The 26,615-nt window shown below is 61.1% G+C and carries 26 protein-coding genes; 8 read left to right on the forward strand and 18 right to left on the reverse strand.

From position 1 onward, the window contains the following. Positions 1-235 precede the first annotated feature (235 nt). Positions 236-1,465, forward strand: a complete 1,230-nt coding sequence (gene serA / locus F6S08_RS30595) for a phosphoglycerate dehydrogenase (protein WP_003176761.1) — start codon at positions 236-238, stop codon at positions 1,463-1,465. Positions 1,466-1,532: 67 nt separating this feature from the next. On the opposite strand, the gene F6S08_RS30600 is transcribed toward serA, so the two are convergent. Further along, complete coding sequence (locus F6S08_RS30600) at positions 1,533-1,973, reverse strand: DUF4399 domain-containing protein (RefSeq protein WP_027608415.1); 441 nt, start codon at positions 1,971-1,973, stop codon at positions 1,533-1,535. Positions 1,974-2,107: 134 nt separating this feature from the next. Here F6S08_RS30600 and F6S08_RS30605 point away from each other — a divergent pair, with 134 nt between their 5' ends. Then, positions 2,108-2,632 (forward strand): transporter substrate-binding domain-containing protein, encoded by a 525-nt coding sequence (locus F6S08_RS30605; RefSeq protein ID WP_051429424.1) that lies wholly within the window; start codon positions 2,108-2,110, stop codon positions 2,630-2,632. Here the strand turns inward: F6S08_RS30605 and F6S08_RS30610 are convergent. Continuing rightward, complete coding sequence (locus F6S08_RS30610) at positions 2,583-3,065, reverse strand: DUF523 domain-containing protein (RefSeq protein WP_027608414.1); 483 nt, start codon at positions 3,063-3,065, stop codon at positions 2,583-2,585. The genes F6S08_RS30605 and F6S08_RS30610 overlap by 50 nt on opposite strands. A 2-nt stretch (positions 3,066-3,067) precedes the next feature. Further along, complete coding sequence (locus F6S08_RS30615) at positions 3,068-3,700, reverse strand: 2OG-Fe(II) oxygenase (protein ID WP_065924356.1); 633 nt, start codon at positions 3,698-3,700, stop codon at positions 3,068-3,070. Positions 3,701-3,831: 131 nt separating this feature from the next. On the opposite strand from F6S08_RS30615, the gene F6S08_RS30620 reads away from it, so the two are divergent. After that, the gene (locus F6S08_RS30620; protein ID WP_027608412.1) at positions 3,832-4,584 is read left to right on the forward strand and encodes a DUF2059 domain-containing protein; all 753 of its coding nucleotides are present in this window, start codon (positions 3,832-3,834) and stop codon (positions 4,582-4,584) included. Positions 4,585-4,624: 40 nt separating this feature from the next. Here the strand turns inward: F6S08_RS30620 and F6S08_RS30625 are convergent, their stop codons facing one another. Then, positions 4,625-5,566, reverse strand: a complete 942-nt coding sequence (locus tag F6S08_RS30625; protein WP_065924357.1) for an alpha/beta hydrolase — start codon at positions 5,564-5,566, stop codon at positions 4,625-4,627. 99 nt (positions 5,567-5,665) lie between these two features. Between F6S08_RS30625 and F6S08_RS30630 the strand changes: the two genes are divergently transcribed. Further along, positions 5,666-6,241 (forward strand): DUF6436 domain-containing protein, encoded by a 576-nt coding sequence (locus F6S08_RS30630; protein ID WP_315872725.1) that lies wholly within the window; start codon positions 5,666-5,668, stop codon positions 6,239-6,241. A 31-nt stretch (positions 6,242-6,272) separates the two neighbouring features. Continuing rightward, entirely contained in the window at positions 6,273-8,627 is a 2,355-nt protein-coding gene (locus tag F6S08_RS30635; RefSeq protein WP_315872726.1) for a penicillin acylase family protein, read from the forward strand. A gap of 33 nt (positions 8,628-8,660) precedes the next feature. On the opposite strand, the gene F6S08_RS30640 is transcribed toward F6S08_RS30635, so the two are convergent. Beyond that, positions 8,661-9,626 carry a GlxA family transcriptional regulator gene (locus tag F6S08_RS30640; RefSeq protein ID WP_065948772.1) on the reverse strand — a complete coding sequence of 322 codons (966 nt, stop codon included), beginning with the start codon at positions 9,624-9,626 and terminating at the stop codon, positions 8,661-8,663. A gap of 292 nt (positions 9,627-9,918) precedes the next feature. Here F6S08_RS30640 and F6S08_RS30645 point away from each other — a divergent pair, with 292 nt between their 5' ends. Then, entirely contained in the window at positions 9,919-10,560 is a 642-nt protein-coding gene (locus F6S08_RS30645; RefSeq protein ID WP_065924361.1) for an HD domain-containing protein, read from the forward strand. A 111-nt stretch (positions 10,561-10,671) separates the two neighbouring features. Here F6S08_RS30645 and F6S08_RS30650 read toward each other — a convergent pair whose 3' ends face one another. From F6S08_RS30650 to F6S08_RS30680, 7 genes are all read right to left on the reverse strand, one after another. Next, positions 10,672-11,556: an ABC transporter permease subunit gene (locus tag F6S08_RS30650; RefSeq protein WP_015886412.1), complete on the reverse strand. Its 885-nt coding sequence runs from the start codon at positions 11,554-11,556 to the stop codon at positions 10,672-10,674. Then, the gene (locus F6S08_RS30655) at positions 11,553-12,473 is read right to left on the reverse strand and encodes an ABC transporter permease subunit (RefSeq protein ID WP_027608406.1); all 921 of its coding nucleotides are present in this window, start codon (positions 12,471-12,473) and stop codon (positions 11,553-11,555) included. The genes F6S08_RS30650 and F6S08_RS30655 overlap by 4 nt, the downstream gene beginning before the upstream one ends. Then, positions 12,470-13,612, reverse strand: coding sequence for an ABC transporter ATP-binding protein (locus tag F6S08_RS30660; protein ID WP_027608405.1), 1,143 nt, complete (start codon positions 13,610-13,612; stop codon positions 12,470-12,472). Before F6S08_RS30660 ends, F6S08_RS30655 begins: the two co-directional genes overlap by 4 nt. A gap of 66 nt (positions 13,613-13,678) precedes the next feature. Then, on the reverse strand, positions 13,679-14,773 hold the full coding sequence (locus F6S08_RS30665; RefSeq protein WP_027608404.1) for a polyamine ABC transporter substrate-binding protein: 1,095 nt from the start codon (positions 14,771-14,773) through the stop codon (positions 13,679-13,681). Positions 14,774-14,927: 154 nt separating this feature from the next. Next, positions 14,928-16,022, reverse strand: coding sequence for a polyamine ABC transporter substrate-binding protein (locus tag F6S08_RS30670; RefSeq protein ID WP_065948787.1), 1,095 nt, complete (start codon positions 16,020-16,022; stop codon positions 14,928-14,930). Between the two features lie 181 nt (positions 16,023-16,203). After that, entirely contained in the window at positions 16,204-17,568 is a 1,365-nt protein-coding gene (locus F6S08_RS30675; RefSeq protein WP_065924362.1) for an aspartate aminotransferase family protein, read from the reverse strand. A gap of 58 nt (positions 17,569-17,626) precedes the next feature. After that, complete coding sequence (locus tag F6S08_RS30680) at positions 17,627-18,985, reverse strand: glutamine synthetase family protein (RefSeq protein ID WP_003176780.1); 1,359 nt, start codon at positions 18,983-18,985, stop codon at positions 17,627-17,629. Positions 18,986-19,582: 597 nt separating this feature from the next. Between F6S08_RS30680 and F6S08_RS30685 the strand changes: the two genes are divergently transcribed. Together F6S08_RS30685 and F6S08_RS30690 are read left to right on the forward strand one after the other, a co-directional pair. Beyond that, the gene (locus tag F6S08_RS30685; RefSeq protein ID WP_145157896.1) at positions 19,583-20,959 is read left to right on the forward strand and encodes a glutamine synthetase family protein; all 1,377 of its coding nucleotides are present in this window, start codon (positions 19,583-19,585) and stop codon (positions 20,957-20,959) included. Between the two features lie 214 nt (positions 20,960-21,173). Continuing rightward, a complete protein-coding gene (locus F6S08_RS30690) occupies positions 21,174-21,803 on the forward strand; it encodes a TetR/AcrR family transcriptional regulator (protein ID WP_065924363.1) in 630 nt (209 codons plus the stop codon). Between the two features lie 68 nt (positions 21,804-21,871). On the opposite strand, the gene F6S08_RS30695 is transcribed toward F6S08_RS30690, so the two are convergent. From F6S08_RS30695 to ssuE, 6 genes are all read right to left on the reverse strand, one after another. After that, a complete protein-coding gene (locus tag F6S08_RS30695; protein ID WP_003176783.1) occupies positions 21,872-22,087 on the reverse strand; it encodes a molybdopterin-binding protein in 216 nt (71 codons plus the stop codon). A 28-nt stretch (positions 22,088-22,115) separates the two neighbouring features. Further along, positions 22,116-22,922, reverse strand: a complete 807-nt coding sequence (gene ssuB, locus F6S08_RS30700) for an aliphatic sulfonates ABC transporter ATP-binding protein (protein ID WP_315872727.1) — start codon at positions 22,920-22,922, stop codon at positions 22,116-22,118. Further along, entirely contained in the window at positions 22,919-23,707 is a 789-nt protein-coding gene (gene ssuC, locus F6S08_RS30705) for an aliphatic sulfonate ABC transporter permease SsuC (RefSeq protein WP_065924365.1), read from the reverse strand. The genes ssuB and ssuC overlap by 4 nt, the downstream gene beginning before the upstream one ends. Positions 23,708-23,716: 9 nt before the next feature. Continuing rightward, positions 23,717-24,865 (reverse strand): FMNH2-dependent alkanesulfonate monooxygenase, encoded by a 1,149-nt coding sequence (gene ssuD / locus F6S08_RS30710; protein ID WP_315872728.1) that lies wholly within the window; start codon positions 24,863-24,865, stop codon positions 23,717-23,719. A gap of 25 nt (positions 24,866-24,890) precedes the next feature. Then, entirely contained in the window at positions 24,891-25,859 is a 969-nt protein-coding gene (locus tag F6S08_RS30715) for a sulfonate ABC transporter substrate-binding protein (protein WP_065948769.1), read from the reverse strand. 99 nt (positions 25,860-25,958) lie between these two features. Next, positions 25,959-26,552, reverse strand: coding sequence for an NADPH-dependent FMN reductase (ssuE, locus tag F6S08_RS30720; protein ID WP_027608396.1), 594 nt, complete (start codon positions 26,550-26,552; stop codon positions 25,959-25,961). Positions 26,553-26,615: the final 63 nt, after the last annotated feature.

Below are 26,615 nucleotides of genomic sequence, written 5' to 3' on the forward strand. Positions count from 1 at the left end.
GCTTTCCTGCCGTCCGGGTCAGCTCTGTGCCCTGATTTACCAATACGTTTCTGTTTGACGAGTGGCTGTTGTCGTCAGGCAAGACGCCGCGACGACTCATAGCTGGCTATGGGGAGGAGCGGCAACGCAGCATGACGGCAACAGACGCCGTCAAACGGGAACAGTATTGGTGAATCAGGGCACATCCGGCTATTCGATTCCCTGCCATTTTTCTCCGGGATACAGGTTTACGCAGATGAGCAAGACTTCTCTCGATAAGAGCAAGATCAAGTTCCTTCTTTTGGAAGGCGTCCACCCATCGGCTGTCGACGTTCTGAAAGCTGCCGGGTACACCAGCATTGAGTACATCACCAGTTCTCTGCCGGAAGCCCAGCTCAAGGAAAAGATCGCCGATGCACACTTCATCGGCATTCGCTCCCGCACTCAACTGACCGAAGAGATCTTCGATCACGCCAAGAAACTCGTGGCAGTTGGCTGTTTCTGCATCGGCACCAACCAGGTCGACCTCAATGCAGCGCGCGAGCGCGGCATCGCAGTGTTCAATGCCCCGTACTCCAACACCCGTTCCGTCGCGGAGCTGGTGCTGGCCGAGGCCATCCTGCTGTTGCGCGGTATCCCTGAGAAGAACGCCTCCTGCCACCGTGGCGGCTGGATCAAGAGCGCGGCCAACTCCTTCGAAATCCGGGGCAAGAAGCTGGGTATCGTCGGTTACGGTTCGATCGGCACGCAACTGTCGGTACTGGCCGAAGGCCTGGGCATGCAGGTGTTCTTCTACGACACCCTGACCAAGCTGCCATTGGGCAACGCCACCCAGGTGTCGAGCCTGACCGAACTGCTGGGCATGTCCGACATCGTCACCCTGCACGTTCCGGAAACCGCTGAGACCCAGTGGATGATCGGCGAGAAGGAAATCCGCGCCATCAAGAAAGGCGGCATCCTGATCAACGCTGCACGGGGCACCGTGGTCGAGCTGGACGCCCTGGCCGACGCCATCAAGGACAAGCACCTGATCGGCGCGGCAATCGACGTGTTCCCGGTGGAGCCACGCTCCAACGACGACATCTTCGAAAGCCCGCTGCGTGGCCTGGACAACGTGATCCTGACCCCGCACATCGGTGGTTCCACTGCCGAAGCCCAAGCCAACATCGGCCTGGAAGTGTCGGAGAAGCTGGTCAAGTACAGCGACAACGGTACCTCGGTCTCGTCCGTCAACTTCCCGGAAGTGGCCCTGCCGGCTCACCCTGGCAAGCACCGCCTGCTGCACATCCACCAGAACATCCCTGGGGTGATGATGGAGATCAACAAGGTGTTCGCGGAAAACGGCATCAACATCTCCGGTCAGTTCCTGCAGACCAACGAGAAGGTCGGCTACGTGGTGATCGACGTCGACGCCGAGTACTCGGACCTGGCGCAAGAGAAGCTGCAGCACATCAACGGCACTATCCGTAGCCGCGTGTTGTTCTAACGCTGCACACGCTGCACAAAAAATGGGAGACCCGCAGGGGCCTCCCATTTTTTTGTCTGAACAAATCTTACTTGACGTTAACCGTGATCACTTTCGAGGCTACAGTGGGCTCGAATTGGCGATGCACGTTGTCGCCTGCGACCAGTTGCAGGGTGTGCTTGCCTGGAGCCAGGGTCAGTTCGGTTTCAGTCTGCGCCTTACCGAAGTGAATCGACGTGGCGGTGGCTGGGATGGCCTCATCAGCCTTCAGCGACTGTACATCCTGGTCTACCAGCAGATGATGGTGGCCGGCGTTTGGTACTTGCTTGTCGATCGGCTCAAGGTCCAGGCCCTTGACGCCGAATTTGACGGTGAAGGTTTTGTCGACGGTCGCGCCATCCTTGGGCGAGACGATAAACACCTCAGCCCCCTTGGGCGCGGGGGTACGCGGAACATCGGCGGCATTCGCCAACATCGAGGCACCCAGCAGCAGGCTGGCAATGGTTGCACGGGACAATAGGGCTTTCATTCGCTTCTCCAGTTTTTCCATGAAATCTGTAGGGTTCTGACAACTTCGCGACAAATTGCTGTCCAAGGCACTCACCACCATAGCAAAGCGATGCTGAACGGCGCCTCGCACATTCGAATTCTTTAGGAGTGACCATGCGCTTTTCGCCTGGCCTGTTACTGTTGCTGCCCCTTCTGAGCCCCCTGGCTCATGCCGAACTGATCGACGATGTAAACGATCGCGGCGAACTCCGCATCGCCCTTGAAGCCAACACACCACCGTACAATTTCAAGGAAGGCGACAAACTCACCGGCTTTGAAGTCGAGCTGGGTGAATTGCTGGCAAAGGAAATGGACGTGCGCCCCTCGTTTATCACCACCGACGATGCCGACATGCTGCCGGGGGTCTCAACCGGCAAATACGATGTGGCCATCAACCATGTCGCTATGACTGCCGAGCTTAAGGATCAGTTCGATTTCAGCGAGGCTTATCACGACAAGCCTGAACTGGCGATCCCGTTCCAGAAGGGCAACCCGGCCTTCAAGACCAGCCTGGACGGGGCGTTGAAGCGGGTGAAGGACGATGGCCGATTAAAGGCACTGTCCCAGAAGTGGTTCGAGGACCAGGCCCCTACAGGCGCGCCAACGCCAGTGCCGCCGCAGGCAACTCCAGCTCACTGAACACCTGCACGCCATGGCGCTTGAGCAGCGCCGCCGTGACACCTTCGCCACTGACCTTGACACCGGTGAAAGTGCCGTCATAAGTCAGCAGGTTGCCGCAGGACGGGCTATTGGCCTTGAGAATGGCGATGCGGATGTGATGGCGCTGCACCAACGCCAAGGCTTGCCGGGCGCCGTCGAGGAAGGCGGCGCTGAAGTCTTCGCCCTCGGCCGTCAACACTTGGGCGCGGCCTTCCCACACATCGATGCCCTGCCCACCTGGAATCTCGGCAGAGGGCCTGGGCGTCGGCAGACCGCCCGACACTTCCGGGCAGATCGCAACCACGCGCCCTTCAGCCTGCCACGCCGCCAGTTGATCGAACGGCCCGCTGGCCCCACCGTCGTAGCGCACCTTGTGGCCAAGCAGGCAGCGGCTGATCAGAATCTTTTGCATGGTTAGAACGGCTCGTTGCCGCGCCGACGAAACCAGCCGGTGAGAGACAGGCGCTCGCGCGTAGCCGGCATGACTTCGTGGGGCACTTCGCCCGACAGGAACACCACCAGGCATCCACCGCTGGGCACCACGTCGTATTCGACGCCGTCCTTGAGGTACATACGCAACTGGCCACCGTGCTCGGGCAACCAGGCGTCGTTCAAGTAGATCACCGCCGAAACCATGCGCCGATCATCGTCGCGGAACCGGTCCAGGTGCCTGAGGTAAAACGCGCCGGGGGGATACATCGCGAAGTGGCTTTCGAAATCCTCAAGGCCGAGGAACAAACCACGGTTCATCGCCAGGCGCAGCGTGTCCATCAACGCCATATAGCTGTCACAGACCGCCGCGTCGCCCTCCTCCAGCCACTGGATATGGTCGCCGCGAATACCCTCGCGAATCTCCTGGGCCGGCCCGCGCCCCACTGCCGCCGGGGCCAGTTCACCCTCGGCCGCACGTTTACGGCACTCAGCCGCCAGTTCCAGGGTCAGAGCCTGGGGCAGGAAGCCGTTCTGCTGCGACCAGCCTTTTTCGGCCAGGTCATCGACGATGCGTTGCAGCAGGGGGTGATCGAGGGGTATTTGCATGGCGCGCATAGTATCCATACGCCTGTGAATCCGACAGAGCCGCCGAGCGTCTGAATACACTTTAGTCAGCTGACTGATAGGACTTCTCGACAAATCCTACGCCCGACACGGACAATAGTGGCCGACTGACAGGAGTCCATATGCGTCGTTTGTTTTTTTCCTTGCTGATGTTCTGCGTTTTGCCCGCCTGGGCAGACGGCCATGACCAGTTGTACAAGGTCGCCGGCTGGGCCGAACAACGTGCGCATTTCAATGACGCCCTCAGTGCTGCCCAGCAACGCTACCGTAACAGCCTGCCGCCGGCGGTGTACCAGGCGCTGGTGGACAACAGCAACAAGCGCTTTGCCGCCCAGGCCATGGACCAGCGCGCCGAAGCCCAGTTACGCAAGCACCTGGCGGACCCTGCGCCGGCCCTGGCGTTTTTCCAATCGCCCCTGGGCCGCAAGGTCGTTGCGGCCGAGTTGCTGGCCACGCGCCGCGACCAGTTGGCAAAAAACGCCCAAGGCCTGCCGCACATCGAGGCTGACGCCACTCGCAGCCTGATCATCGGCCACCTGGCCCAGGCCTTGCCCGCCCGCGAAGCCGGGGCGGAAGTGAGCCTGGCGATCGCCGGCGTGGCCGCCGACAGCTTGAGCCAGATGATCCCCGGCCTGCTGGGTGGCGGCCAGGCCCAAGGCATGCTGAATGGCCAGCGTGAGCGGCTGATGCAACAGATTGGCAATGACCTGAACAACACTCTGCTCTACGTCTATCGGGATTTGTCCGACCCGGAGCTGGAAGAGTTCGCGACGTTTGCGGAGTCACCGGAAGGTAAGGCGTATTACCAGGCGGCGCTGGCGGCGATTCGCGCAGGTCTGGCAGTCGGCCAGAGCACTTCAAGCCTGACGCAGTAATAAAATGTGGGGGCTTGCCCCCTCCCACATTTGGACTGCGTTATTTCAGATGGTCCGTCAAATACCGGAAGTACTCTTCGCGAATCTCAGGAATCTCATTCGCCAAGTGATGCCGGCCGCGCGGCAGCATCAACACCTCGGGCTGGTCGAACTTGCCCCGTAGCACCTGCAAGTTGTGCTGCCAATCCACCGTCATGTCTTCCTCACCCTGCACAATCACCGGCCGCCGAGGGCTGCGCGGGGCGGCTTCGATGCGTTTGATCCAGCGCGCCAGGGCACCTACCCAGGCGGTGGGCAGTTGGCGGGGTTGCAGCGGGTCGGCTTCCAGGAACGGCTTGAACGCCGGGTCGTGAGTGTTCTCGCTGAAACGCCGGGCGATGCCTTTGACGAACGGGCGCAGCAGGTAATAGCTGACCTGTGACCATCCCCACGCGCGCGGCCGCACCAGCGGTGAGAGCAGGAAGGTCTTGCCCTGGGCGGGGCTGTCGGCCCCCCGGTTGAGCAAGTGATCCACCACCACCGCGCCGCCGGTGCTTTGCCCGAACAAGTGCCAGGGCTGCGGCAATTGCAGCGCTTGGGCCTGGGCGAACAGTGCCTGCACCACATCCTGGTACACGGCAAAATCATCGATGCTGGCGCGCGCGCCACTGGATAAGCCATGGCCCGGCAAATCGCAGGCGATTACCACAAAGCCCTGGTCCAGGGCCCAGTCCACCACGTGGCGATACAGGCCCATATGGTCGTAGAAGCCGTGGAACATAAACATCGTCGCCACCGGCACGGGCGGCCACCACACCTGGGCGACCACCTCGAACCCAGCCACCTCGAAACGCCCCAGCCGACTCACTGTCGGCACTTTGCGTGCACTCAGGTCCAGTCCGTAGAAACGCTGGTAGACCCGTGCTTCGGCTGAAAGCGGTTGCGCATCCACCAGGGGCCGCAGGCTTTCGCGAAGGTGATCAGGGTCAAAGGTCACAGGCATAAAGGCTTCCAGACTTGCGGCGAAGATGAATATCGAGCTGCGATATTCATCTGTCAGGACAAGCATGGCAAGCTACGCGACCTGCGAGGATAGATCCGAATGCGACAGCCTTACCGTAACGCCCTGTTCGCCAGCCTGATCCTCATCATCTGCGCCGGTGTGCTGTGGGCGGCCTATGACTGGTTCCAGGGCCGCTACCTGCGCGCCTTCAGCGAACACACCGCGGTATTCTCCGGCGACGCCCTGCGCCTGCCCGCCGAACTCAGCGGCCCCGGGCCGATCCGCCTGGTGCACTTCTGGGACCCCGCTTGCCCGTGCAACGTCGGCAACCAGCAGCACCTGGGCGAGTTGATCGCGCAATACGCACCCCAGGGCGTCGAGTTCTATGCCCTGCAAAAAGCCGGCAGCCACGGCCAGTTGCCCGATAACCTGCGCAAGATGAAAACCCTCACCGCCCTGCCCGGCGCCGGCGAGGTGCCGGCCAGCCCCGCCGTGGGCATCTGGGACCGCACCGGCAAGCTCGCGTATTTCGGGCCCTACAGCGAAGGGCTGACGTGTAATTCCAATAACAGTTTTATCGAGCCGATCCTGAAAGCCCTTGAAGCCGGCCGAGACGTGAACGCCACGCACACCCTGGCGGTGGGCTGCTATTGTTCGTGGTCGAAAGATGAGTAGCCCGCCACCCCACTCTTGGTAAGGAATGTTCATGAAGCGCGTCCTGCAGGTTCTTGCGGTTCTGCTGGTGCTGATCGGCCTCGGTGCGGGCTGGTACGTCTACAGCAAGCAACCCACCCGCCAGGGCACGGTTGAACTGGCCAACCTGCAAGGCTCGGTCACCGTGCGCTACGACGACCGTGGCGTGCCGCATATTCGCGCCGAGAACGAGACCGACCTGTATCGCGCCCTGGGCTACGTGCATGCCCAGGACCGCCTGTTCCAGATGGAGATCATGCGCCGCCTGGCCCGTGGCGAACTGGCCGAGGTGCTCGGACCGAAGCTGCTGGAGACCGACAAGTTGTTCCGCAGCCTGCGCATTCGTGACCGCGCCGCCACCTACGTGGCCCAGCAGGACCATGAGTCGGCGCACTGGAAGGCCCTGCAAGCCTATCTGGACGGGATCAACCAGTATCAGGACAGCCACACCCGCCCGATGGAGTTCGACGTACTGGGCATCCCCAGGCGCGCGTTTACCGCCGAGGACACCATCAGCGTCGCCGGGTACATGGCCTACAGCTTTGCCGCTGCGTTTCGTACCGAGCCCTTGCTGACTTACGTCCGCGACCAACTGGGCAGCGACTACCTGAACGTCTTCGACCTCGACTGGCAACCCAAGGGCGCCCTCAACCTGGCCGACAGTGACTGGAAAACCCTCGGCGCCCTCGCCGCCCTGAGCGAGCAGGCGTTGGCCGACAACGGCTTGCCGCAATTCGAGGGCAGCAACGCCTGGGCCATCAGTGGCAGTCGCACCAAGAGCGGCAAACCGCTGCTGGCGGGTGACCCGCATATTCGCTTCTCGGTGCCGTCGGTGTGGTACGAGGCGCAGCTGTCGGCGCCGGGCTTCGAGCTGTATGGCTATCACAACGCGCTGGTACCCGTGGCGTTCCTGGGGCACAACCTGGATTTCGGCTGGAGCCTGACCATGTTCCAGAACGACGACCTCGACCTGATCGCCGAAAAGGTCAACCCGGACAACGCCAACCAGGTCTGGTACCACGGCCAGTGGGTCGACATGACCCGCAGCGAGCAACAGATCGCCGTAAAAGGCCAGGCACCGGTCAGCCTCACCCTGCGCCAGTCACCCCACGGCCCGATCGTCAATGACGTGCTCGGCGACAACGGCGGCAAGACGCCGATTGCCATGTGGTGGGCGTTCCTCGACACCCAGAACCCGATCCTCGAAGGTTTCTACCAGCTCAACCGCGCCGACACGTTGGCCAAGGCACGTAGGGCGGCGTCCAAAGTGTCGGCACCGGGGCTGAATATCGTGTGGGCCAATGCCATGGGCGATATCGGCTGGTGGGCGGCGGCACAGTTGCCGATTCGCCCGGCAGGTGCCAACCCAGGGTTTATCCTCGACGGCAGCACCGCCGAGGCCGACAAGCTGGGCTTCTACCCCTTCAGCGCCAACCCCCAGGAAGAAAACCCGGCGCGTGGCTATGTGGTCTCGGCCAATGCCCAGCCGGCGTCGCCCACCGGCATGGAAATCCCCGGCTATTACAACCTCGCCGACCGGGGCCAGCAGTTGAACGCGCAGTTGAGCGACAAGAGCGTGAAGTGGGATGTGACCAACAGCCAGGCCCTGCAACTGGGCACCACCACCGCCTTCGGCCCGCGCCTGCTGGCGCCTCTGTTACCGGTGCTGCGTGAGGTGGTCACAGACCCGGCGCAGTTGAAGCTGGTGGAACAGCTTGCCGGCTGGAAGGGTGACTACCCGCTGGATTCCACCAGCGCCACGCTGTTCAACCAGTTCCTGTTCAACCTCGCCGACGCGGCCTTCCACCCGAAGCTGGGTGACGGGATGTTCAAGACCCTACTCACCACCCGCGTGATCGACGCCGCCCTGCCCCGCCTGGCTGCCGACCCGGCCTCGCCCTGGTGGGACGGCAAGCGCGCCGACACCGTCAAGCGGGCCTGGGACAACAGCCTCGCGCACCTCAAGGCCACCTTCGGCGATGACCCGACGCAATGGCAGTGGGGCAAGGCTCATACCCTGACCCACGGTCATCCGCTGGGCTCACAGAAACCCTTGGACCTGATCGTCAACGTCGGCCCGTTCCCGGCACCCGGCACTCACGAAGTGCCGAATAACCAATCCGCCAATATCGGCACGGCACCATGGCCGGTGACCTACGGCCCGTCCACTCGCCGCCTGATCGACTTTGCCGACGTGGCCCACGCCCTCACCATCAATCCGGTGGGGCAAAGCGGCGTGCCGTTCGACAAGCACTATGGCGACCAGGCCGAGACCTATATCGAAGGGGGTTATGAGCAGGCGCATTTCAGTGATGAGGAAGTCACGGCCAATACCCGCAGCACGCTGAAACTGCTGCCGGCGCGATAGCCCCTTGGAAATCGGTCAACCTGTGGAAGGGGCTTAGACCGGTGCCGCAAAATTGAGCCGGAACTGTTGCGGCGTCACGCCCAGCCGGCGATTGAACACGCTGCGCATGTGCTGGGCATCGCGAAACCCGCATTGATAGGCCACGGTTTTCAGCGGCGCATGCGTGCTTTCGAGCATCACCCGCGCCGCATCCACCCGCGCCCGTTCGACAAACTCCGCTGGCGTAATCCTCGCCTCACGGGCAAACACCCGGGAGAAGTTGCGCGCGCTCATGTTGGCGGCCTTGGCCAGGTCGGCGATGGTCAGGTCACCCGTCAGGTTCGCCAATACGTATAACTGCACCAGCGCCACCGCCGAGGTGGTTTCGGCGTGGGGCGTGAGGAACGGGCTGAACTGCGACTGCCCACCCGAGCGCTGGGTGAACACCACCAGGCGCTTGGCCACGCTCAACGCCACTTCCGGGCCGTGGTCCTGGGCCAGCAGGTACAGCGACAGGTCGATGCCTGCCGTGACGCCCGCCGAGGTGTAGAGATTGCCATCCTGTACGTAGAGGCGGTCGGCTTCGATCTGGGCCGAGGGGCACAGACGCGCCAGGTCGGCGGCGTCGTTCCAATGGGTGGTGACGGTTTTTCCGTCCAGCAATCCGGCGCGCGCCAGCATGAAGGCCCCGTTGCAGATTGAGCCAAACCGTCGCGCCCGGGCGGTGGCGCCACGCAGCCAATCATCGAACGGAGCGCCGAAGTCCTCGAAGGGTAACTGCGGGCCGCCCGCGACCAGCAGCAGATCATAGGCCTGCAGGGCTTCGCTGTAATGATTATGGGCCTGGAGTGACAGGCCATTGGAAGCCGCCATCGTGCCGTGGCCTAAACCTATCACTTCCAACTGGTAATGATCTTCGGGCACCAGAAAGCGGTTGGCCTCGTAGAACACGTCCATGGGACCGGTCACATCCAGTGACTGGACGCCGGGGAAGATCAGGATCGCGACGGTCTTGTGCATGCTCACAGACACCTTTTTCTAGCGGAATAAAATGCAAACCCTGTGGGAGGGGGTTTGCTCCCGATGGCGCTGTATCAGTCAGCAGATGCAGTGCCTGGTACTCAGCAATCGGGAGCAAGCCCCCTCCCACACTGGGATTTTCGCAGGCTTCCAGAGTGATATCGCCCGCTACACCCTAGTCGATTTCTGCTTGGCACGATGTGTCGGCACATTGGCCGGGATCGCGCCCTCACCGCGATGTTCGCTGCACCGACCAGCGACCAAACTGACTGCTTTCCAGAGGAGAACCACCATGACCACCACCATCGCCGGTATCAAGATCCCGGACAGCGCCCTGGCCAAAGCCACCACCGACTACATCCGCGACATCGAATCCGACCTGCTCTACCACCACTCCCGCCGGGTGTTCCTGTTCGGCGCATTGAGCGGTGAGCGCAAGCAACTGGCCTACAACCCGGAGCTGCTCTACGTCGGCGCCATGTTCCATGACCTGGGCCTGGTGGCAGGCCATCGCAGTGATGACCAGCGCTTCGAAGTGGACGGCGCCAACGCCGCCGCGGCCTTCCTCAAGCCTTACGGGCTGAGCGACGACGATATCGAACAGGTGTGGCTGTCCATCGCCCTGCACACCACGCCGGGCGTGCCGCAACACCTGCGCCCGACCGTGGCACTGGTGACCGCCGGTGTGGAAATGGACGTGCTGGGCATGGACTACGCCGCGTTCAGCAGCGTGCAGCGCGAAGCCGTGGTGCATGCGCATCCACGCGGTGAAGGGTTCAAGGAGTGCATCATCTGCGCGTTTGCCGACGGCTTGCGCCATCGCCCGCAGACCACGTTCGGCAACGTGAAGACCGATGTGCTGGTGGATCAGGAACCGGGGTTCAAGCCAATGAATTTTGTCGAGGTGATTCGCAAGTCGCCGTGGTTGGCGTAGCGGAGTTGAAATGCGATCAAATGTGGGAAGGGCTTGCCCCCGATAGCTGAGTGTCAGTCACTGCATCTATTGACTGACCCACCGCCATCGGGAGCAAGCCCCCTCCCACATTTAGACCGGCGCTGGAGCCCGACGCTTGTCCGGCTGCTGCCAGCCATCGGCGGCGGCTTCTTCAATCGCCTGCTGGATGGCCTTCTTGCGCATCTCTTCGGCACGCCGGCTGAAGAACCACACCAGGAAGGTCACCAGCGACACTGCCAGCAGAATCAGGCTGGCCACGGCGTTGATCTCGGGTTTAACCCCAAGGCGCACGGCCGAGAACACTTCCATCGGTAAGGTGGTCGAACCCGGTCCCGAGACGAAGCTGGCCAGTACCAGGTCATCCAGGGACAGTGCGAACGACATCATGCCGCCCGCCGCCAGCGACGGCGCGATCATCGGGATGGTGATCAGGAAGAACACCTTCCACGGCCGTGCACCCAGGTCCATCGCCGCTTCTTCGATCGACAGGTCCAGCTCACGCAGGCGCGCCGATACCACCACCGCCACATAAGCGGCACAGAACGTGGTGTGGGCGATCCAGATGGTGACGATGCCACGCTCCTGGGGCCAGCCGATCATCTGCGCCATGGCCACGAACAGCAGCAGCAGCGACAGACCGGTGATCACTTCCGGCATCACCAACGGCGCGGTCACCAGGCCGCCGAACAGCGTGCGGCCCTTGAACTGGCTGATGCGCGTCAGCACAAACGCCGCCAACGTACCCAGCGCCACGGCGGCCACCGCCGTGTAGCAGGCGATTTCCAGGGAACGTGCCACCGAGCCCATCAACTGGGTGTTGTCCAGCAGGCCCACGTACCACTTGATCGACCAACCGCCCCACACCGTCACCAGCTTGGATTCGTTGAACGAGTAGATCACCAGGATCAGCATCGGCAGGTAGATGAACAACAACCCCGCCACCAGCATGAAGCTTGAGAAACTGACGCGCTTCATATCTTGCCCTCCATCTCTTTGGCTTGGCTGCGGTTAAACAGAATGATGGGCACGATCAGGATCGCCAGCATCACCACCGCCAGGGCAGACGCCACCGGCCAGTCACGGTTGTTGAAGAATTCTTGCCACAACACTTTACCGATCATCAGGGTTTCCGGGCCGCCGAGCAGTTCCGGGATCACGAACTCGCCCACCACCGGGATAAACACCAGCATGCAGCCGGCGATGATGCCGTTCTTGGACAGCGGCACGGTGATTTTCCAGAAGCTGTTGAAGGTGCTCGAACCCAGGTCCGATGCGGCTTCCAGCAGGCTCTGGTCATGCTTCACCAGGTTGGCGTACAGCGGCAGGATCATGAACGGCAGGTACGAATAGACCACGCCGATATACACCGCGATGTTGGTGTTGAGGATCTGCAGCGGTTCGTTGATCAGCCCCATGGACATCAGGAAGCCATTGAGCAGGCCGTTGTTGCTGAGGATGCCCATCCACGCATACACGCGGATCAGGATCGCGGTCCAGGTCGGCATCATGATCAGCAGCACCAGCACGGTCTGCATCTCTTTGCGCGCGGTGGCAATGGCATAGGCCATCGGATAGCCGATCAGCAGGCACAACAGTGTGCTGAAGAACGCCATCTTCAGCGAGCCCAGGTAAGCCGCGATGTACAGCTCATCACCTGCCAGCAAACTGTAGTTGGCCAGGTTCAGCACCACCTGCAGCTTCTGCTCGACGTAGGTGTAGATCTCGGTGTACGGCGGGATCGCCACGTCGGCTTCGGCGAAGCTGATTTTCAGGACGATGAAAAACGGCAGGGCGAAAAACAGGAACAGCCACAGGAACGGAATCCCGATGACCACCTGCTTGCCGCTGGGGACGATGCGGTGCAAGCGCCGCTTGAGCTTCTTCATGTTCATGTGCGCAGTACCACGCCGCTATCGTCTTCCCACCACACGTACACCTGGTCACCCCAGGTTGGGCGCTGGCCACGGCGTTCGGCGTTGGCGACGAAGGACTGCACCAGCTTGCCGCTTGGCAGCTCGACGTAGAACACCGAGTGGCCGCCCAGGTAGGCGATGTCGTGCACCTTGCCGCTGGACCAGTTGTGTTCGCAGGTCGGCATTTCGGTGGTGACCAGCAGTTTTTCCGGGCGGATGGCGTAGGTCACCGACTTGTCTTCCACCGAGGTGGCGATGCCGTAGCCCACGTAGATGTCACGGTCCAGGTCCGGGCACTTGAGCACCGCGTGACCTTCGGCGTCATCCACCACCTGGGTGTCGAAGATGTTGACGTTACCGATGAATTCGCACACCAGGCGGCTGGTCGGCGTCTCGTAGATGTCGATCGGGCTGCCGATCTGGGCGATCCAGCCCAGGTGCATGATCGCGATGCGCTCGGCCATGGTCATGGCCTCTTCCTGGTCGTGCGTCACCATCACGCAGGTCACGCCGACGCGCTCGATGATCTCCACCAGTTCCAGTTGCATCTGCGAACGCAGCTTCTTGTCGAGGGCGCCCATGGGCTCATCGAGCAGCAGCAGTTTCGGGCGCTTGGCCAGGGAGCGGGCCAGCGCCACCCGCTGACGCTGGCCACCGGACAACTGGTGCGGCTTGCGCTTGGCGTACTGGCTCATCTGGACCAGCTTGAGCATTTCGGCCACGCGGGCATCGACTTCGGCCTTGGGGATCTTGTCCTGTTGCAGGCCGAACGCAATGTTCTGCGCCACGGTCATGTGTGGGAACAAGGCGTAGGACTGGAACATCATGTTGATCGGCCGCTCGTAGGGCGGCATATCGGTGATGTCCACGCCGTCGAGGTAAATCCGACCTTCTGTCGGGCGCTCGAAGCCTGCGAGCATGCGCAGCAGGGTGGACTTGCCCGAACCCGAACCGCCGAGCAAGGCGAAGATCTCGCCTTTCTTGATTTCCAGGGACACATCGTCCACGGCAATCGTCTCGTCGAACTTCTTCGTGACCCGGTCGATTTTGACCAGCACCTTTTTCGGTGTCTGGTCGCCCTCGAGGGCTTTCTTATAGGCGCCGGAGGCAACTGCCATTTACGAAACTCCCAAAAAAAAGAGTGCAGTTCGCCCGAGGCGGGCGAACCTTGGATAGTTTGAGCCTTACTTGCCCGTCTTGACCTTGGTCCAACTACGGGTCATTAAACGTTGCACTTTCGGGGGTAGCTCGAAGTTGACGAATGTCCGGTCGAGAACCGCCTGCGGTGGGTAAACCGCTTCGTCGGTGCGTATCGATTGCTCCATCAGTTTGTCCGCCCCTGGGTTAGGGTTGGCGTAACCGACGGTGTCACTGACCTGGGCGATCACCTCAGATTGCAGTAAATAGTTGATGAAGGCGTGGGCTTCCTTGATGTTGGTGGCGTCCTTGGGAATCGCCAGCACGTCAAACCACAGGTTGCCGCCTTCCTTCGGAATTGCGTAGGCGATGTTCACGCCTTTGCCCGCTTCGCTTGCGCGAGCCTTGGCCTGGAACACGTCGCCGGAGAACCCGGCGGCCACGCAGATGTTGCCGTTGGCCAGGTCCGAGATGTATTTGGAAGAATGGAAATAGGTCACGTAGGGCCGCACTTTGAGCAGCTTTTCCTCGGCCTTCTTGTAGTCTTCAGGGTTGGTGCTGTTAGGGTCCAGGCCCATGTAGTTGAGCACCGCCGGCAGCATTTCATCCGCCGAGTCCATGAACGACACACCACAGGTGGCCAGCTTCTTCATGTTTTCCGGTTCGAACAGCACGGCCCAGGAGTCGATCTTGTCGACACCCAGCACTTCCTTCACTTTGTCGACGTTGTAACCGATGCCGTTGGTACCCCACAGGTACGGCACGGCGTACTGGTTACCCGGGTCGTTCTTCTCCAGGCGCTTGAGCAGCACAGGGTCCAGGTTGGCGTAATGAGTCAGCAGCGACTTATCGAGTTTCTGGAACGCCCCGGCCTTGATCTGCTTGCCAAGGAAGTGGTTGGACGGCACTACCACATCATAGCCGGTACGCCCGGCCAGTAACTTGCCTTCCAGGGTTTCGTTGGAATCAAACACGTCATACACGGGTTTGATGCCGGTGGCCTTTTCGAAGTTGGCCAGGGTGTCGGGACCGATGTAATCCGACCAGTTATAAATATGCACGGTCGGTGCGGCCTGCACGCTGACAGCCAGCGTGAGACCTGCACCTACCAGCAAGGCTTGGCGAAACAAAGAAATTGGCAAGTGGAGGTCCTCTTAAATAGTTGGGCCCAAAGTTGTTGCCCGGCAACAAAACCGGCGCGCAACTTACCCTCGATAAACCGATCCGGCAAAACTTTCTGTCATTTATTTGTTTCATTAACCACCGCGGGGCGCGCGGTGGTTAATGAAGGCCGGTTTATTTACCGGATTTGATCTTGGTCCAGCTGCGTGTCATTTCACGCTGGGTGGCAGCCGGCAAGTCCGCAATGGCGTAGAGCTTGGCTTGCACATCCGCTGGCGGGTAGATGCCCGGGTCATTGGTGATGTCTTTGTCGACCAGTGCGGTGGCCTTCTCGTTACCGTTCGGGAAACGCACGCTGTTGGTGATCGAAGCCATGACTTCCGGCTTGAGCAGGTAGTTCATGAACTTATAAGCGGCGTCGACGTTTTCGGCATCTTTAGGGATGGCGACCATGTCGAAGAAGCTACCGGCACCTTCTTTCGGAATGTCGTAGGCCACCTTGACCTTGCCACCGGCTTCAGCCGCACGGGACTTGGCCTGCTGGATGTCACCCGAGTAACCCACGGCTACGCAGATGTTGCCGTTGGCCAGGTCGGAGATGTACTTGGACGAGTGGAAGTAGCCAATCGAAGGACGGATTTTCAGGAACAGGTCTTCGGCTTGCTTGAGGTCGGCCTTCTTCTGGCTGTCGGTTGGCAGGCCCAGGTAATGCAGCGCGATCGGCAGCATTTCGGTCGGCGAGTCGAGGAAGCTCACGCCGCAGCTTTTGAGCTTGGCGATGTTTTCAGGCTTGAGCAGCACGTCCCACGAATCGATCTTGTCCACGCCCAGCGCGGCCTTGACCTTGTCCGGGTTGTAGCCGATGCCGATCGAACCCCACATGTACGGGAAAGCGTGCTTGTTGTCCGGGTCGCTGACCGACACGGCTTTAAGCAGGGAGGTGTTCAGGTTGCCGTAGTTGGGCAGCTTGGACTTGTCCAGCTCCTGGTAGACACCGGCCTTGATCTGCTTGGCGAGGAAGTTGTTCGACGGTACGACGATGTCGTAGCCGGACTTGCCTGCCAGCAGCTTGGCTTCAAGTGTCTCGTTGCTGTCAAAAACGTCGTACACCACCTTGATGCCCGACTCTTTTTCAAAGTTGGCGATGGTGTCCGGTGCAATGTAGTCGGACCAGTTGTAGACGTGCAGCACTTTATCGTCTGCCTGGACCGCGCCCGCCATTGCGCCCATCAGGGACAAGGCGAGGAGGGTCTTGCCAGCGTTCTTCAAACCTAATGCCTTCATTTGGTGATGCTCCAATTTTTCTTTTTTGGGCCACGTTCTTTTATGTTCAGCGACCCTTCCAGAGGGCAGCAAAACAGGGCGACAGTCTGGCAAGTTCAGGGGCCGGCTTTCAACCAAAGCCCCTGGATTTATAACTGCCCGGTGCGCTGCGCACTGAGCCTAGCACTTAGCCCTGCAATGCCGCCAAAGTCAGGTCCAGGCAATGACGAGCCTTGGTCACCAGCTCGTCGATTTCAGCCTTGCTGATCACCAGAGGCGGCGAAATGATCATGGTGTCGCCCACGGCGCGCATGATCAGGCCATTCTCGAAGCAGAAGGTTCGGCAGATCATGCCGACACCACGGCCCTCGTAACGCTTGCGCGTCGCCTTGTCCTGAACCAGCTCAATTGCACCGAGCATGCCGACACCGCGCACCTCACCCACCAACGGGTGATCCGCCAGCTCCCGCAGACGTTTCTGCAAATACGGTGCCGTTTCGTCGTGGACGCGGTTAACGATTGTTTCATCGCGCATGATGCGGATGTTTTCCAGGGCCACGGCCGCCGCCACCGGGTGACCGGAGTAGGTGAAACCGTGGTTGAAATCACCGCCTTCGTTGAGCACGGCCACCACGTCGTCGCGCACGATCAGGCCGCCCATGGGGATGTAGCCCGAGGTCAGGCCCTTGGCGATGGTCATCATGTGGGGCTTGAGGTCGTAGAAATCGCTACCGAACCACTCACCGGTACGGCCGAAACCGCAAATCACTTCGTCGGCCACAAACAGGATGTCGTACTTGGCGAGGATTTCCTTGATGCGCGGCCAGTAGCTGTCCGGCGGCACGATCACGCCACCGGCGCCCTGGATCGGCTCGGCAATAAAGGCACCGACATTGTCCACGCCCAGTTCCAGGATCTTCTCTTCCAGTTGGTTGGCGGCCCAGACCCCGAACTCTTCGGGGCTCATGTCGCCGCCTTCGCCGAACCAGTACGGCTGGGCGATATGGACGATGCCCGGGATCGGCAAGTCGCCCTGTTCATGCATATAGGTCATGCCGCCCAGGCTGGCACCAGCCACGGTGGAGCCGTGGTAGCCATTCTTGCGGCTGATGATGGTTTTCTTGTTCGGCTGGCCCTTGATCGCCCAATAGTGGCGGACCATGCGCAACATAGTGTCGTTGCCTTCGGAGCCGGAGCCGGTGAAGAACACGTGGTTCATGCCGGCAGGCGCGATGTCGGAAATCGCCTTGGCCAGCTCCAGCACCGGCGGGTGAGCGGTCTGGAAGAACAGGTTGTAGTACGGCAGTTCTTTCATTTGCCTGGCGGCGGCGTCGGCCAGTTCATCGCGACCGTAACCGATCGCCACGCACCACAGGCCGGCCATGCCGTCGAGGATCTTGTTGCCTTCGCTGTCCCACAAGTACACGCCGTGGGCTTTGGTGATGATCCGTGGGCCTTTCTCTTTCAATTGCTTGAAGTCGCTGAACGGCGCCAGGTGGTGATCACTGCTCAAGGCTTGCCATTCGCGGGTTTGCGGGTTGTTGCTGGACATACCAATCTCCTAGACTTTTCAGTGAGGGGCGCGCCGTGTGACGGGCGCGCCCGGCGCATCAGACGGCGAAGAGCAGGAATTCCCGCTCCCACGAACTGATCACGCGCTTGAAGTTTTCATGCTCGGCCCGCTTGACCGCGACATACCCTGTGATGAATTTCTGACCCAGGTATTTTTCGATGGTCTTGCTGTTTTCCATGCGTTCCAGGGCGTCTTCAATGGTCAACGGCAGGCGCAGGTTGCGTCGCTCGTAACCACGACCCACTACCGGGGCGCTGGGGTTATGGCCTTCGACCATGCCGATGTAGCCACACAGCAGGCTGGCGGCAATCGCCAGGTACGGGTTGGCGTCGGCGCCCGGCAGGCGGTTTTCCACGCGACGGTTCTGCGGGCCGGCATCCGGTACGCGCAGGCCGACGGTGCGGTTTTCTTCGCCCCACTCCACGTTCACCGGCGCCGAGGTGTCCGGCAGGAAGCGACGGAACGAGTTCACGTTGGGGGCAAACAGCGGCAGCAACTCAGGGATGAACTTCTGCAGGCCGCCAATGTGGTTGAGGAACAGCTGGCTCATGGTCCCGTCTTCATTGGAGAAGACGTTCTTGCCGGTGGCGATGTCGATGATGCTCTGGTGCAGGTGCATGGCGCTGCCGGGCTCGCCGGTCATCGGCTTGGCCATGAAGGTGGCCGCCACGTCGTGCTTGAGCGCGGCTTCACGCATGGTGCGCTTGAACACCAGGATCTGGTCGGCCAGGGACAGGGCATCGCCGTGACGGAAGTTGATTTCCATCTGGGCCGTGCCGTCTTCATGGATCAGGGTGTCGAGGTCCAGCTCCTGCAGCTCGCACCAGTCGTAGACGTCTTCGAACAGCGGGTCGAATTCGTTGGCGGCTTCTATAGAGAAGGACTGGCGGCCGGTCTCCGGGCGCCCGGACCGACCGATCGGCGGTTGCAGCGGGAAGTCCGGGTCTTCGCAGCGTTTGGTCAGGTAGAACTCCATCTCCGGCGCCACGATGGGCTGCCAGCCTTTGTCGGCGTAGAGCTTGAGGACTTTCTTGAGCACGTTGCGCGGCGACAGCTCGATCGGGTTGCCTTGCTTGTCGTAGGTGTCGTGGATCACCTGGGCGGTCGGCTCGATGGCCCAGGGCACCAGGAACACCGCGTTCTGGTCGGGGCGGCAGATCATGTCGATGTCTGCCGGGTCGAGCAATTCGTAATAGATGTCGTCTTCGACATAGTCGCCGGTCACGGTCTGCAACAGAACGCTCTCGGGCAGGCGCATGCCTTTTTCGGCGATGAACTTGTTGGTCGGCGAGATCTTGCCCCGGGTGATACCGGTCAGGTCGCCAATCATGCATTCGACTTCTGTGATCTTGTGGTCTTTCAACCAATCGGTGAGCTGGTCGAGGTTGTTACTCATAAATGCCTCTGGGCTGGGTTTCCTGGCATCCATTAAAGGCCAGGCGTTGGTTGACGCAGCATCCGCGTCGTTTTTTCGTTCAGGGTAGGAGCTTACCTGCCATTTGCTGCAGCGTTGCATTCCTCAAGCCAAAGTCGTGCAGAATCATGAGCGGCCGCGCAGAGGGGAGCCGGTCAGTGACAGTCGAGGAGGCAAAAAAGAGAGCGGATGGGCCGTCAAGAATATTGGCCGGTGCGTGGGCATTCACGCGGGACGAACGGACTGCGGACAAAGCCTGGCTGAAGCAGGCTGAGACGCCGAGTGGCGGCAGGCGAGACATGAAGCACCCCGGTATTATTGCTGTTATGGGTTTGAATCGAGCTTAGCCTTGTTCATTTTTTTACACAACACCCCCGTAAAAAATACAACACGGCCCGCTCAAGCCTGCGAGTCCCAAGCCGGTCAAACCGAAAAAACCGCCCCAAAAAGCCCCAAAAGTGCGGTCACGGCGCTTTTTTAGGGCAAAAAAGGCCTCGCTTGACTTCGGCATGCCGTTCGGGTTGACTGAAACCAGAAAAGATCAATGATTGATATTTTTAACAACAAAGGTGTTGCATCATGTCGGTACCCCCGCGTGCCGTTCAGCTTAACGAAGCGAACGCGTTCCTTAAGGATCATCCTGAGGTTCTGTACGTAGACCTTCTAATTGCGGATATGAATGGTGTGGTGCGCGGTAAGCGCATCGAACGCACCAGCCTCCACAAGGTTTACGAGAAGGGCATTAACCTGCCTGCCTCTTTATTTGCCCTGGATATCAATGGCTCGACGGTGGAAAGCACCGGCCTGGGCCTGGACATCGGTGATGCTGACCGAATCTGTTATCCGATCCCTGACACCCTGTGCAATGAACCTTGGCAAAAGCGCCCTACCGCGCAATTGCTGATGACCATGCACGAACTTGAAGGTGAACCTTTCTTCGCCGATCCGCGCGAAGTGCTCCGCCAAGTTGTAAGCAAGTTTGACGACCTCGGTCTGACCATCTGCGCCGCCTTCGAGCTTGAGTTCTACCTGATCGACCAGGAGAACGTGAACGGCCGCCCACAACCGCCCCGCTCGCCGATCTCCGGCAAACGCCCGCACTCGACACAGGTCTACCTGATCGACGACCTCGACGAATACGTCGATTGCCTCCAGGACATCCTGGAAGGTGCCAAAGAGCAAGGCATCCCGGCCGACGCCATCGTCAAGGAAAGTGCCCCGGCGCAGTTCGAAGTGAACCTGCACCACGTGGCCGACCCGATCAAGGCCTGCGACTACGCAGTGTTGCTCAAGCGCCTGATCAAGAACATCGCCTACGACCATGAGATGGACACCACCTTCATGGCCAAGCCTTACCCAGGCCAGGCTGGCAACGGTTTGCACGTACACATCTCGATCCTGGACAAGGACGGCAAGAACATCTTTGCCAGCGAGGATCCCGAGCAGAACGCCGCATTGCGTCACGCGATCGGCGGTGTGCTCGAGACCCTACCCGCCCAAATGGCGTTCCTGTGCCCTAACGTCAACTCCTACCGTCGTTTCGGCGCACAGTTCTACGTGCCGAACTCGCCGTGCTGGGGCCTGGACAACCGCACCGTGGCGATTCGCGTACCGACCGGCTCGTCCGACGCCGTACGTATCGAACACCGTGTGGCCGGTGCCGACGCCAACCCTTACCTGCTGATGGCTTCGGTCCTGGCAGGCGTGCACCACGGCCTGACCAACAAGATCGAACCGAGCGCACCCGTGGAAGGCAACAGCTACGAGCAGAACGAACAGAGCCTGCCGAACAACCTGCGCGATGCCCTGCGCGAGTTGGACGACAGCGAGGTGATGGCCAAGTACATCGATCCTAAATACATCGATATCTTCGTCGCCTGTAAGGAAAGTGAGCTGGAAGAGTTCGAACACTCCATCTCCGACCTTGAGTACAACTGGTACCTGCATACCGTCTAAACGACGGCTGCATTAAATGTGGTGAGCGGGCTTGTCCCGCGCTGGGTGGCGAAGCCGCCCTAAAACCAGACGCCGCATTCTGCCTGTCAGAATGCGGCGTTTTTATTGGGGCCGCTTCGCAGCCCAGCGCGGGGCAAGCCCGCTCACCACAACAAGCGGTATGGATCATCCCCAGGCTCTGCGTACAATGCCCGCTGCCTTGTAGGAGACTTCCATGCCCACCCGCCCCGCCGCCCCTCGCAAACCCCGCGCCCGCAGCCAGGCACGGATCGACGCGATTCTCGATGCCGCCCGCACCTTGCTGGCCGCCGAAGGCGTGGCGAGTTTGTCGATCTACAGCGTGGCCGAGCGCGCGCAGATTCCGCCGTCGTCGGTGTATCACTTTTTCGCCAGTGTGCCGGCGCTACTGGAGGCACTGACCGCCGATATACATGCAGCCTTCCGCTGCGCCATCCAGGCCCCCATCGAGCATGATTCACTCAAGCATTGGCGCGACCTGTCCTACATCGTCGAACAGCGCATGCTGACCATCTACAGCAACGACGCCGCCGCGCGCCAGTTGATCCTGGCCCAGCACGGGCTGACCGAAGTGACCCAGGCGGACCGCCAGCATGATCTGGAGTTGGGGGATTTGATGCTGGAGGTGTTCGACCGCCACTTTGAAGTGCCGAGCTTGCCAACCGATGTGGATGTGTTTGCGCTGGCGTTGGAATTGAGTGATCGCGTGTATGCGCGTTCGGTGCATCAGCATGGGCTGATTACGCCGCGTATGGCGGAGGAAGGGATGCGGGTTTTTGATGCGTATGTGGGGCTGTATTTGCCGGCTTACCTGCCCAAGCGCTGAGTTTTGTGCTGGCCGGACTGGCCTCATCGGGGGCAAGCCCCCGATGACGGCCTCAAGAGCGACGCAAATCACAACTTGGCGATCGACACCTCAGTCGACTTCACAAAGGCAATCACTTCGCTGCCAATCACCAGTTCCAGCTCTTTGACCGAGCGAGTAGTGATCACGGACGTGACGATACCGGATGCAGTCTGCACGTCGATTTCCGACAGCACGTCGCCGACGACGATTTCCTTGATGGTGCCTTTGAACTGGTTACGCACGTTGATGGCTTTAATAGTCATGGTGTACTTCCTTCGTAGGACAAGTGAGTTATTGAGCCCAACGCAGTTGCGTAGGCAGCGGTGAAACAGGTTCGGGTTCCGGCGGTGTGCCGGGCAACGACAGCACACGGTTGAGCACTTCGGCTTCCAACGCCGCCAGGCGATGTGAACCTCGGGCCCGTGGGCGCGGCAGGTCGACGATCAGGTCGAGGCCGATTTCGCCGTCTTCGATCAGGATCACCCGGTCGGCAATGGCCACGGCTTCGCTGACGTCATGGGTCACCAGCAACACGGTGAAACCGTGTTTTTGCCAGAGGTTTTCGATCAGTTGCTGCATCTCGATACGGGTGAGGGCGTCCAGGGCGCCCAGCGGTTCGTCGAGCAGCAGCAGGCGTGGCTGGTGAATCAAGGCGCGGGCCAGGGCCACACGCTGCTTCTGGCCACCGGACAAGGCCGCCGGCCACTCATTGGCGCGCTCGGCCAGGCCGACCGCTTCCAGGGCGTCCAAGGCTTTAGGGCGCCAGTTGCCTTTGAGGCCCAGGCCGACGTTGTCGATGATCTTTTTCCACGGCAGCAGGCGCGCTTCCTGGAACATCAAGCGCGTATCTTCAATCGCCTCGCTCAGCGGCGCCGAACCGGCCAGCAGCTCGCCGCCGCTGGCTTTGTCCAGGCCGGCCAACAGGCGCAGCAAGGTACTTTTTCCGCAGCCACTGCGACCGACCACGGCCACGAACTGTCCCGCCGGAATGTGCAGGTCGATTTCCTTGAGCACTTCCCGCGCGCCGAAGGCCTTGCGCAATTTGCGCACCGCCAGGGGAATCCCCTTCAGCAGGCGCGGAGGTTGTTGAGCCGTCATGCCGCACCGCCTTTATTCACTTGGTAAGCCGGGTGCCAGCGCAGCCATACACGCTCCAGACCGCGAGCGGCCAGGTCGGCCAGCTTGCCGAGGATGGCGTACATCACGATGGCCAACACCACCACGTCGGTTTGCAGGAATTCGCGGGCGTTCATCGCCAGGTAGCCGATACCCGAGCTGGCGGAAATGGTTTCCGCCACGATCAGCGTCAGCCACATAAAGCCCAGGGCAAAGCGCACGCCCACCAGGATCGATGGCAGCGCGCCCGGCAGGATCACTTGCCAGAACAGGCTGAAACCGGACAAGCCATAGCTGCGCGACATTTCTACCAGCGCCGGGTCGACGTTGCGGATGCCGTGGTAGGTGTTGAGGTAGATCGGGAACAGCGTGCCGAGGGCGACCAGGAAAATCTTCGCGGTCTCGTCGATGCCAAACCATAGGATCACCAGCGGAATCAGCGCCAGGTGCGGCACGTTGCGGATCATCTGCACCGAGCTGTCAAGCAGGCGTTCGCCCCACGTCGACAGGCCGGTGATAAACCCCAGCGCCAGGCCGATGCTGCCACCGATCACAAAGCCCAGGCCGGCACGCCAGCCACTGATGGCCAGGTGCGTCCAGATTTCGCCGCTGCGCACCAGGTTGACCCCAGCCTCAATCACCGCACTGGGCGCCGGCAGGATGCGTGTCGACAACCAGCCCGCCGACACCGACAACTGCCACACCGCCAGCAATAGAATCGGCAGCACCCAGGGCGCCACGCGATGGCTCAATTTTTCAAAAGTCATGGCGCCGCCTCAGCTCTGTGACGCAGCTTTGGGAAGGATATCGTTGGCGACCATCTCACCGAACGGGCTCACGTAACCGGCGCTTTTCGGCAACTCCGGACGTTCGATATCCAGGTGCGGGAACAGCAGCTCGGCGACCCGATAGGACTCTTCCAGGTGTGGATAACCGGAGAAGATAAAGGTGTCGATGCCCAGCGCGGCGTACTCCTTGACCCGTTCTGCAACCGTCGGGCCATCGCCCACCAGCGCGGTGCCCGCACCGCCACGCACCAGGCCGACGCCGGCCCACAGGTTGGGGCTGACTTCCAGGTTGTCGCGGTTGCCGCCATGCAAGGCCGCCATGCGCTGCTGGCCGACGGAATCGAAGCGCGCCAGGGAAGCCTGGGCACGGGCGATGGTGGCGTCGTCGAGATGGGAGATCAGTTTGTCGGCGGCTTTCCAGGCTTCTTCGTTGGTTTCGCGCACGATCACATGCAGACGAATGCCGAAGCGCACGGTGCGCCCGAGTTTCGCCGCCTTGGCCCGCACCTGCTCGATCTTCTCGGCGACTGCAGCCGGTGGCTCGCCCCAGGTCAGCACCATCTCCACTTGTTCGGCGGCGAGGTCCTGAGCCGCTTCGGATGAACCACCGAAGTACAGCGGCGGGCGCGGTTGCTGGATCGGCGGGTAGAGCAACTTGGCGCCTTTGACGCTGATGTGCTCGCCGTCGTAGTCCACGGTTTCGCCTTCCAGCACACGACGCCAGATGCGGGTGAATTCCACCGAAGCCTGATAACGCTCCTCGTGACTGAGGAACAAGCCATCGCCGGCCAGCTCTTCCGGGTCACCACCGGTTACCAGGTTGAACAACGCACGGCCGCCGGACAGGCGATCCAGGGTCGCGGCCTGACGCGCGGCCACCGTCGGGGAAATGATCCCGGGGCGCAGCGCGACAAGGAATTTCAAACGCTGGGTCACCGGGATCAGCGAGGCGGCCACCAGCCAGGAGTCTTCGCAGGAACGGCCGGTGGGGATCAGTACCCCGCCGAATCCCAGGCGGTCAGCGGCCTGGGCCACTTGCTGCAGATAACCGTGATCAACGGCGCGAGCGCCTTCGGCGGTGCCAAGGTAATGGCCGTCGCCGTGGGTAGGCAGGAACCAGAAAATAGTGAGGCTCATGGAGTTGTCTCCTGAAGAAATCGGATTACGGCGCTTTAGCCACGGCAGCCGGTGGCGTCCAGATCACGTCCTTGATGTTCAAGGGCTTGGGGATCAATTTGAGTTGGTAGAAGCTATCGGCGATTTTCTGCTGGGCCGCCACCACTTCCGGGGTCAGGAACAGCGCGCCGTAGCCCTGGCGTTTTACCGAGGTCAGGGTGATGTCTGCCGGCAGGCCCAGCAGCGGCGCGACCTGTTCGGTCACTTCCTGGGGGTTGGCCTTGGACCACTCGCCCACCGCGCGCACTTCTTCGATCAGCGCCTTGACCACTTCAGGGTGTTTTTCGGCGTACGGCTTGGTGGCCAGGTAGAACTGGTGGTTGTCGGCGATGCCGGTGCCGTCACGCAGGGTGCGCGCTTGCAGTTGCTTCTCGGCGGCGGCCTGGTACGGGTCCCAGATCACCCACGCATCCACGCTGCCACGCTCGAAGGCGGCACGGGCATCGGCGGGCGGCAGGAACACGGTCTGCACGTCGGTGTATTTCAGGCCGGCGTCTTCCAGGGCACGCACCAGCAGGTAGTGCACGTTGGAGCCTTTGTTGAGCACGATTTTCTTGCCCTTGAGCTCGGCCACCGATTTGATCGTCGAGTCTTTCGGCACCAGGATCGCTTCGCTGGTGGGCGCTGGCGGCTCGTAGGCCACGTAGAGCAGGTCGGCACCGGCGGCCTGGGCGAAGACCGGCGGGGTTTCGCCGGTGACACCGAAGTCGATGGAACCCACGTTCAGGCCTTCGAGCAGTTGCGGACCGCCGGGAAACTCGGTCCATTGCACCTGCACACCTTGGGCGGCCAGGCGTTTTTCCAGGGTACCCTTGGCCTTTAGCAGCACCAGGGTGCCGTATTTCTGGTAACCGATCCGCAGGGTCTCGGCAGCTTGAGCCTGAACAATGGCGCCGAAGGACACAGCCGCAGCAAACAGTGCGACCAGACCACGACGCAAGATGACAGTGCGCATGGCGCTCTCTCCAAATAATGCGATGAGGGGGTTGGCTGCACCTGCTTGGCCGTTGGCGGCTGAGTAAGGTGAGTACATCTATATAGCGGTGAGGCTGACTTAAATGCTCCAGCGAGCACTCAACAAACGTTCATTCAACACATGCGGGTCCAACGGTTTCGGACGACGGGCCATGGCGCCATAAAGCGTCTCCAGGGCCTCGTGCAAACGGTGTTCGAGGACCGGTACCAGTTGTGCCTGGGCACTGCCTTCGCCGTAGGCGATCTGGCTGTCTTCGGCAAAGATGCCGTGGAGCAGCTCCTGGGCTTTGAGGGCCGACAATACCGGCTTCAGGGCGTAATCCACCGCCAGCATGTGGGCGATGCTGCCGCCGGTCGCCATCGGCAGCACAACCTTGTGGGCCAGGGCGCGCTCGGGCAGCAGGTCGAGCACGGTTTTCAACGCCCCGGAGAACGAAGCCTTGTACACCGGCGTGGCGATCACCAGGCCATCCGCGTTAGCCACCTGTTGCAGCAGGTCAATGACCTTGGGGCTGTCGAAGCGTGCATGCAGCAAGTCTTCAGCCGGGAAGTCCCGTATCTGGTAACTCACCACTTCAACGCCTTTGTCTTGCAACCACTGACGGGTTTTTTCCAGCAAGACCCCGGAGCGGGAACGCTGGCTGGGACTGCCTCCAAGTGTTACGACCAACATGCAGGAATTCCTTGAGCAAGTGCCGGCGGTTCGCTGTGTGGCGATGGCGCCAAGATGGAACAG

It is taken from the genome of Pseudomonas sp. JV449 (genome assembly GCF_032424295.1).
Lineage (GTDB): Bacteria > Pseudomonadota > Gammaproteobacteria > Pseudomonadales > Pseudomonadaceae > Aquipseudomonas > Aquipseudomonas marginalis.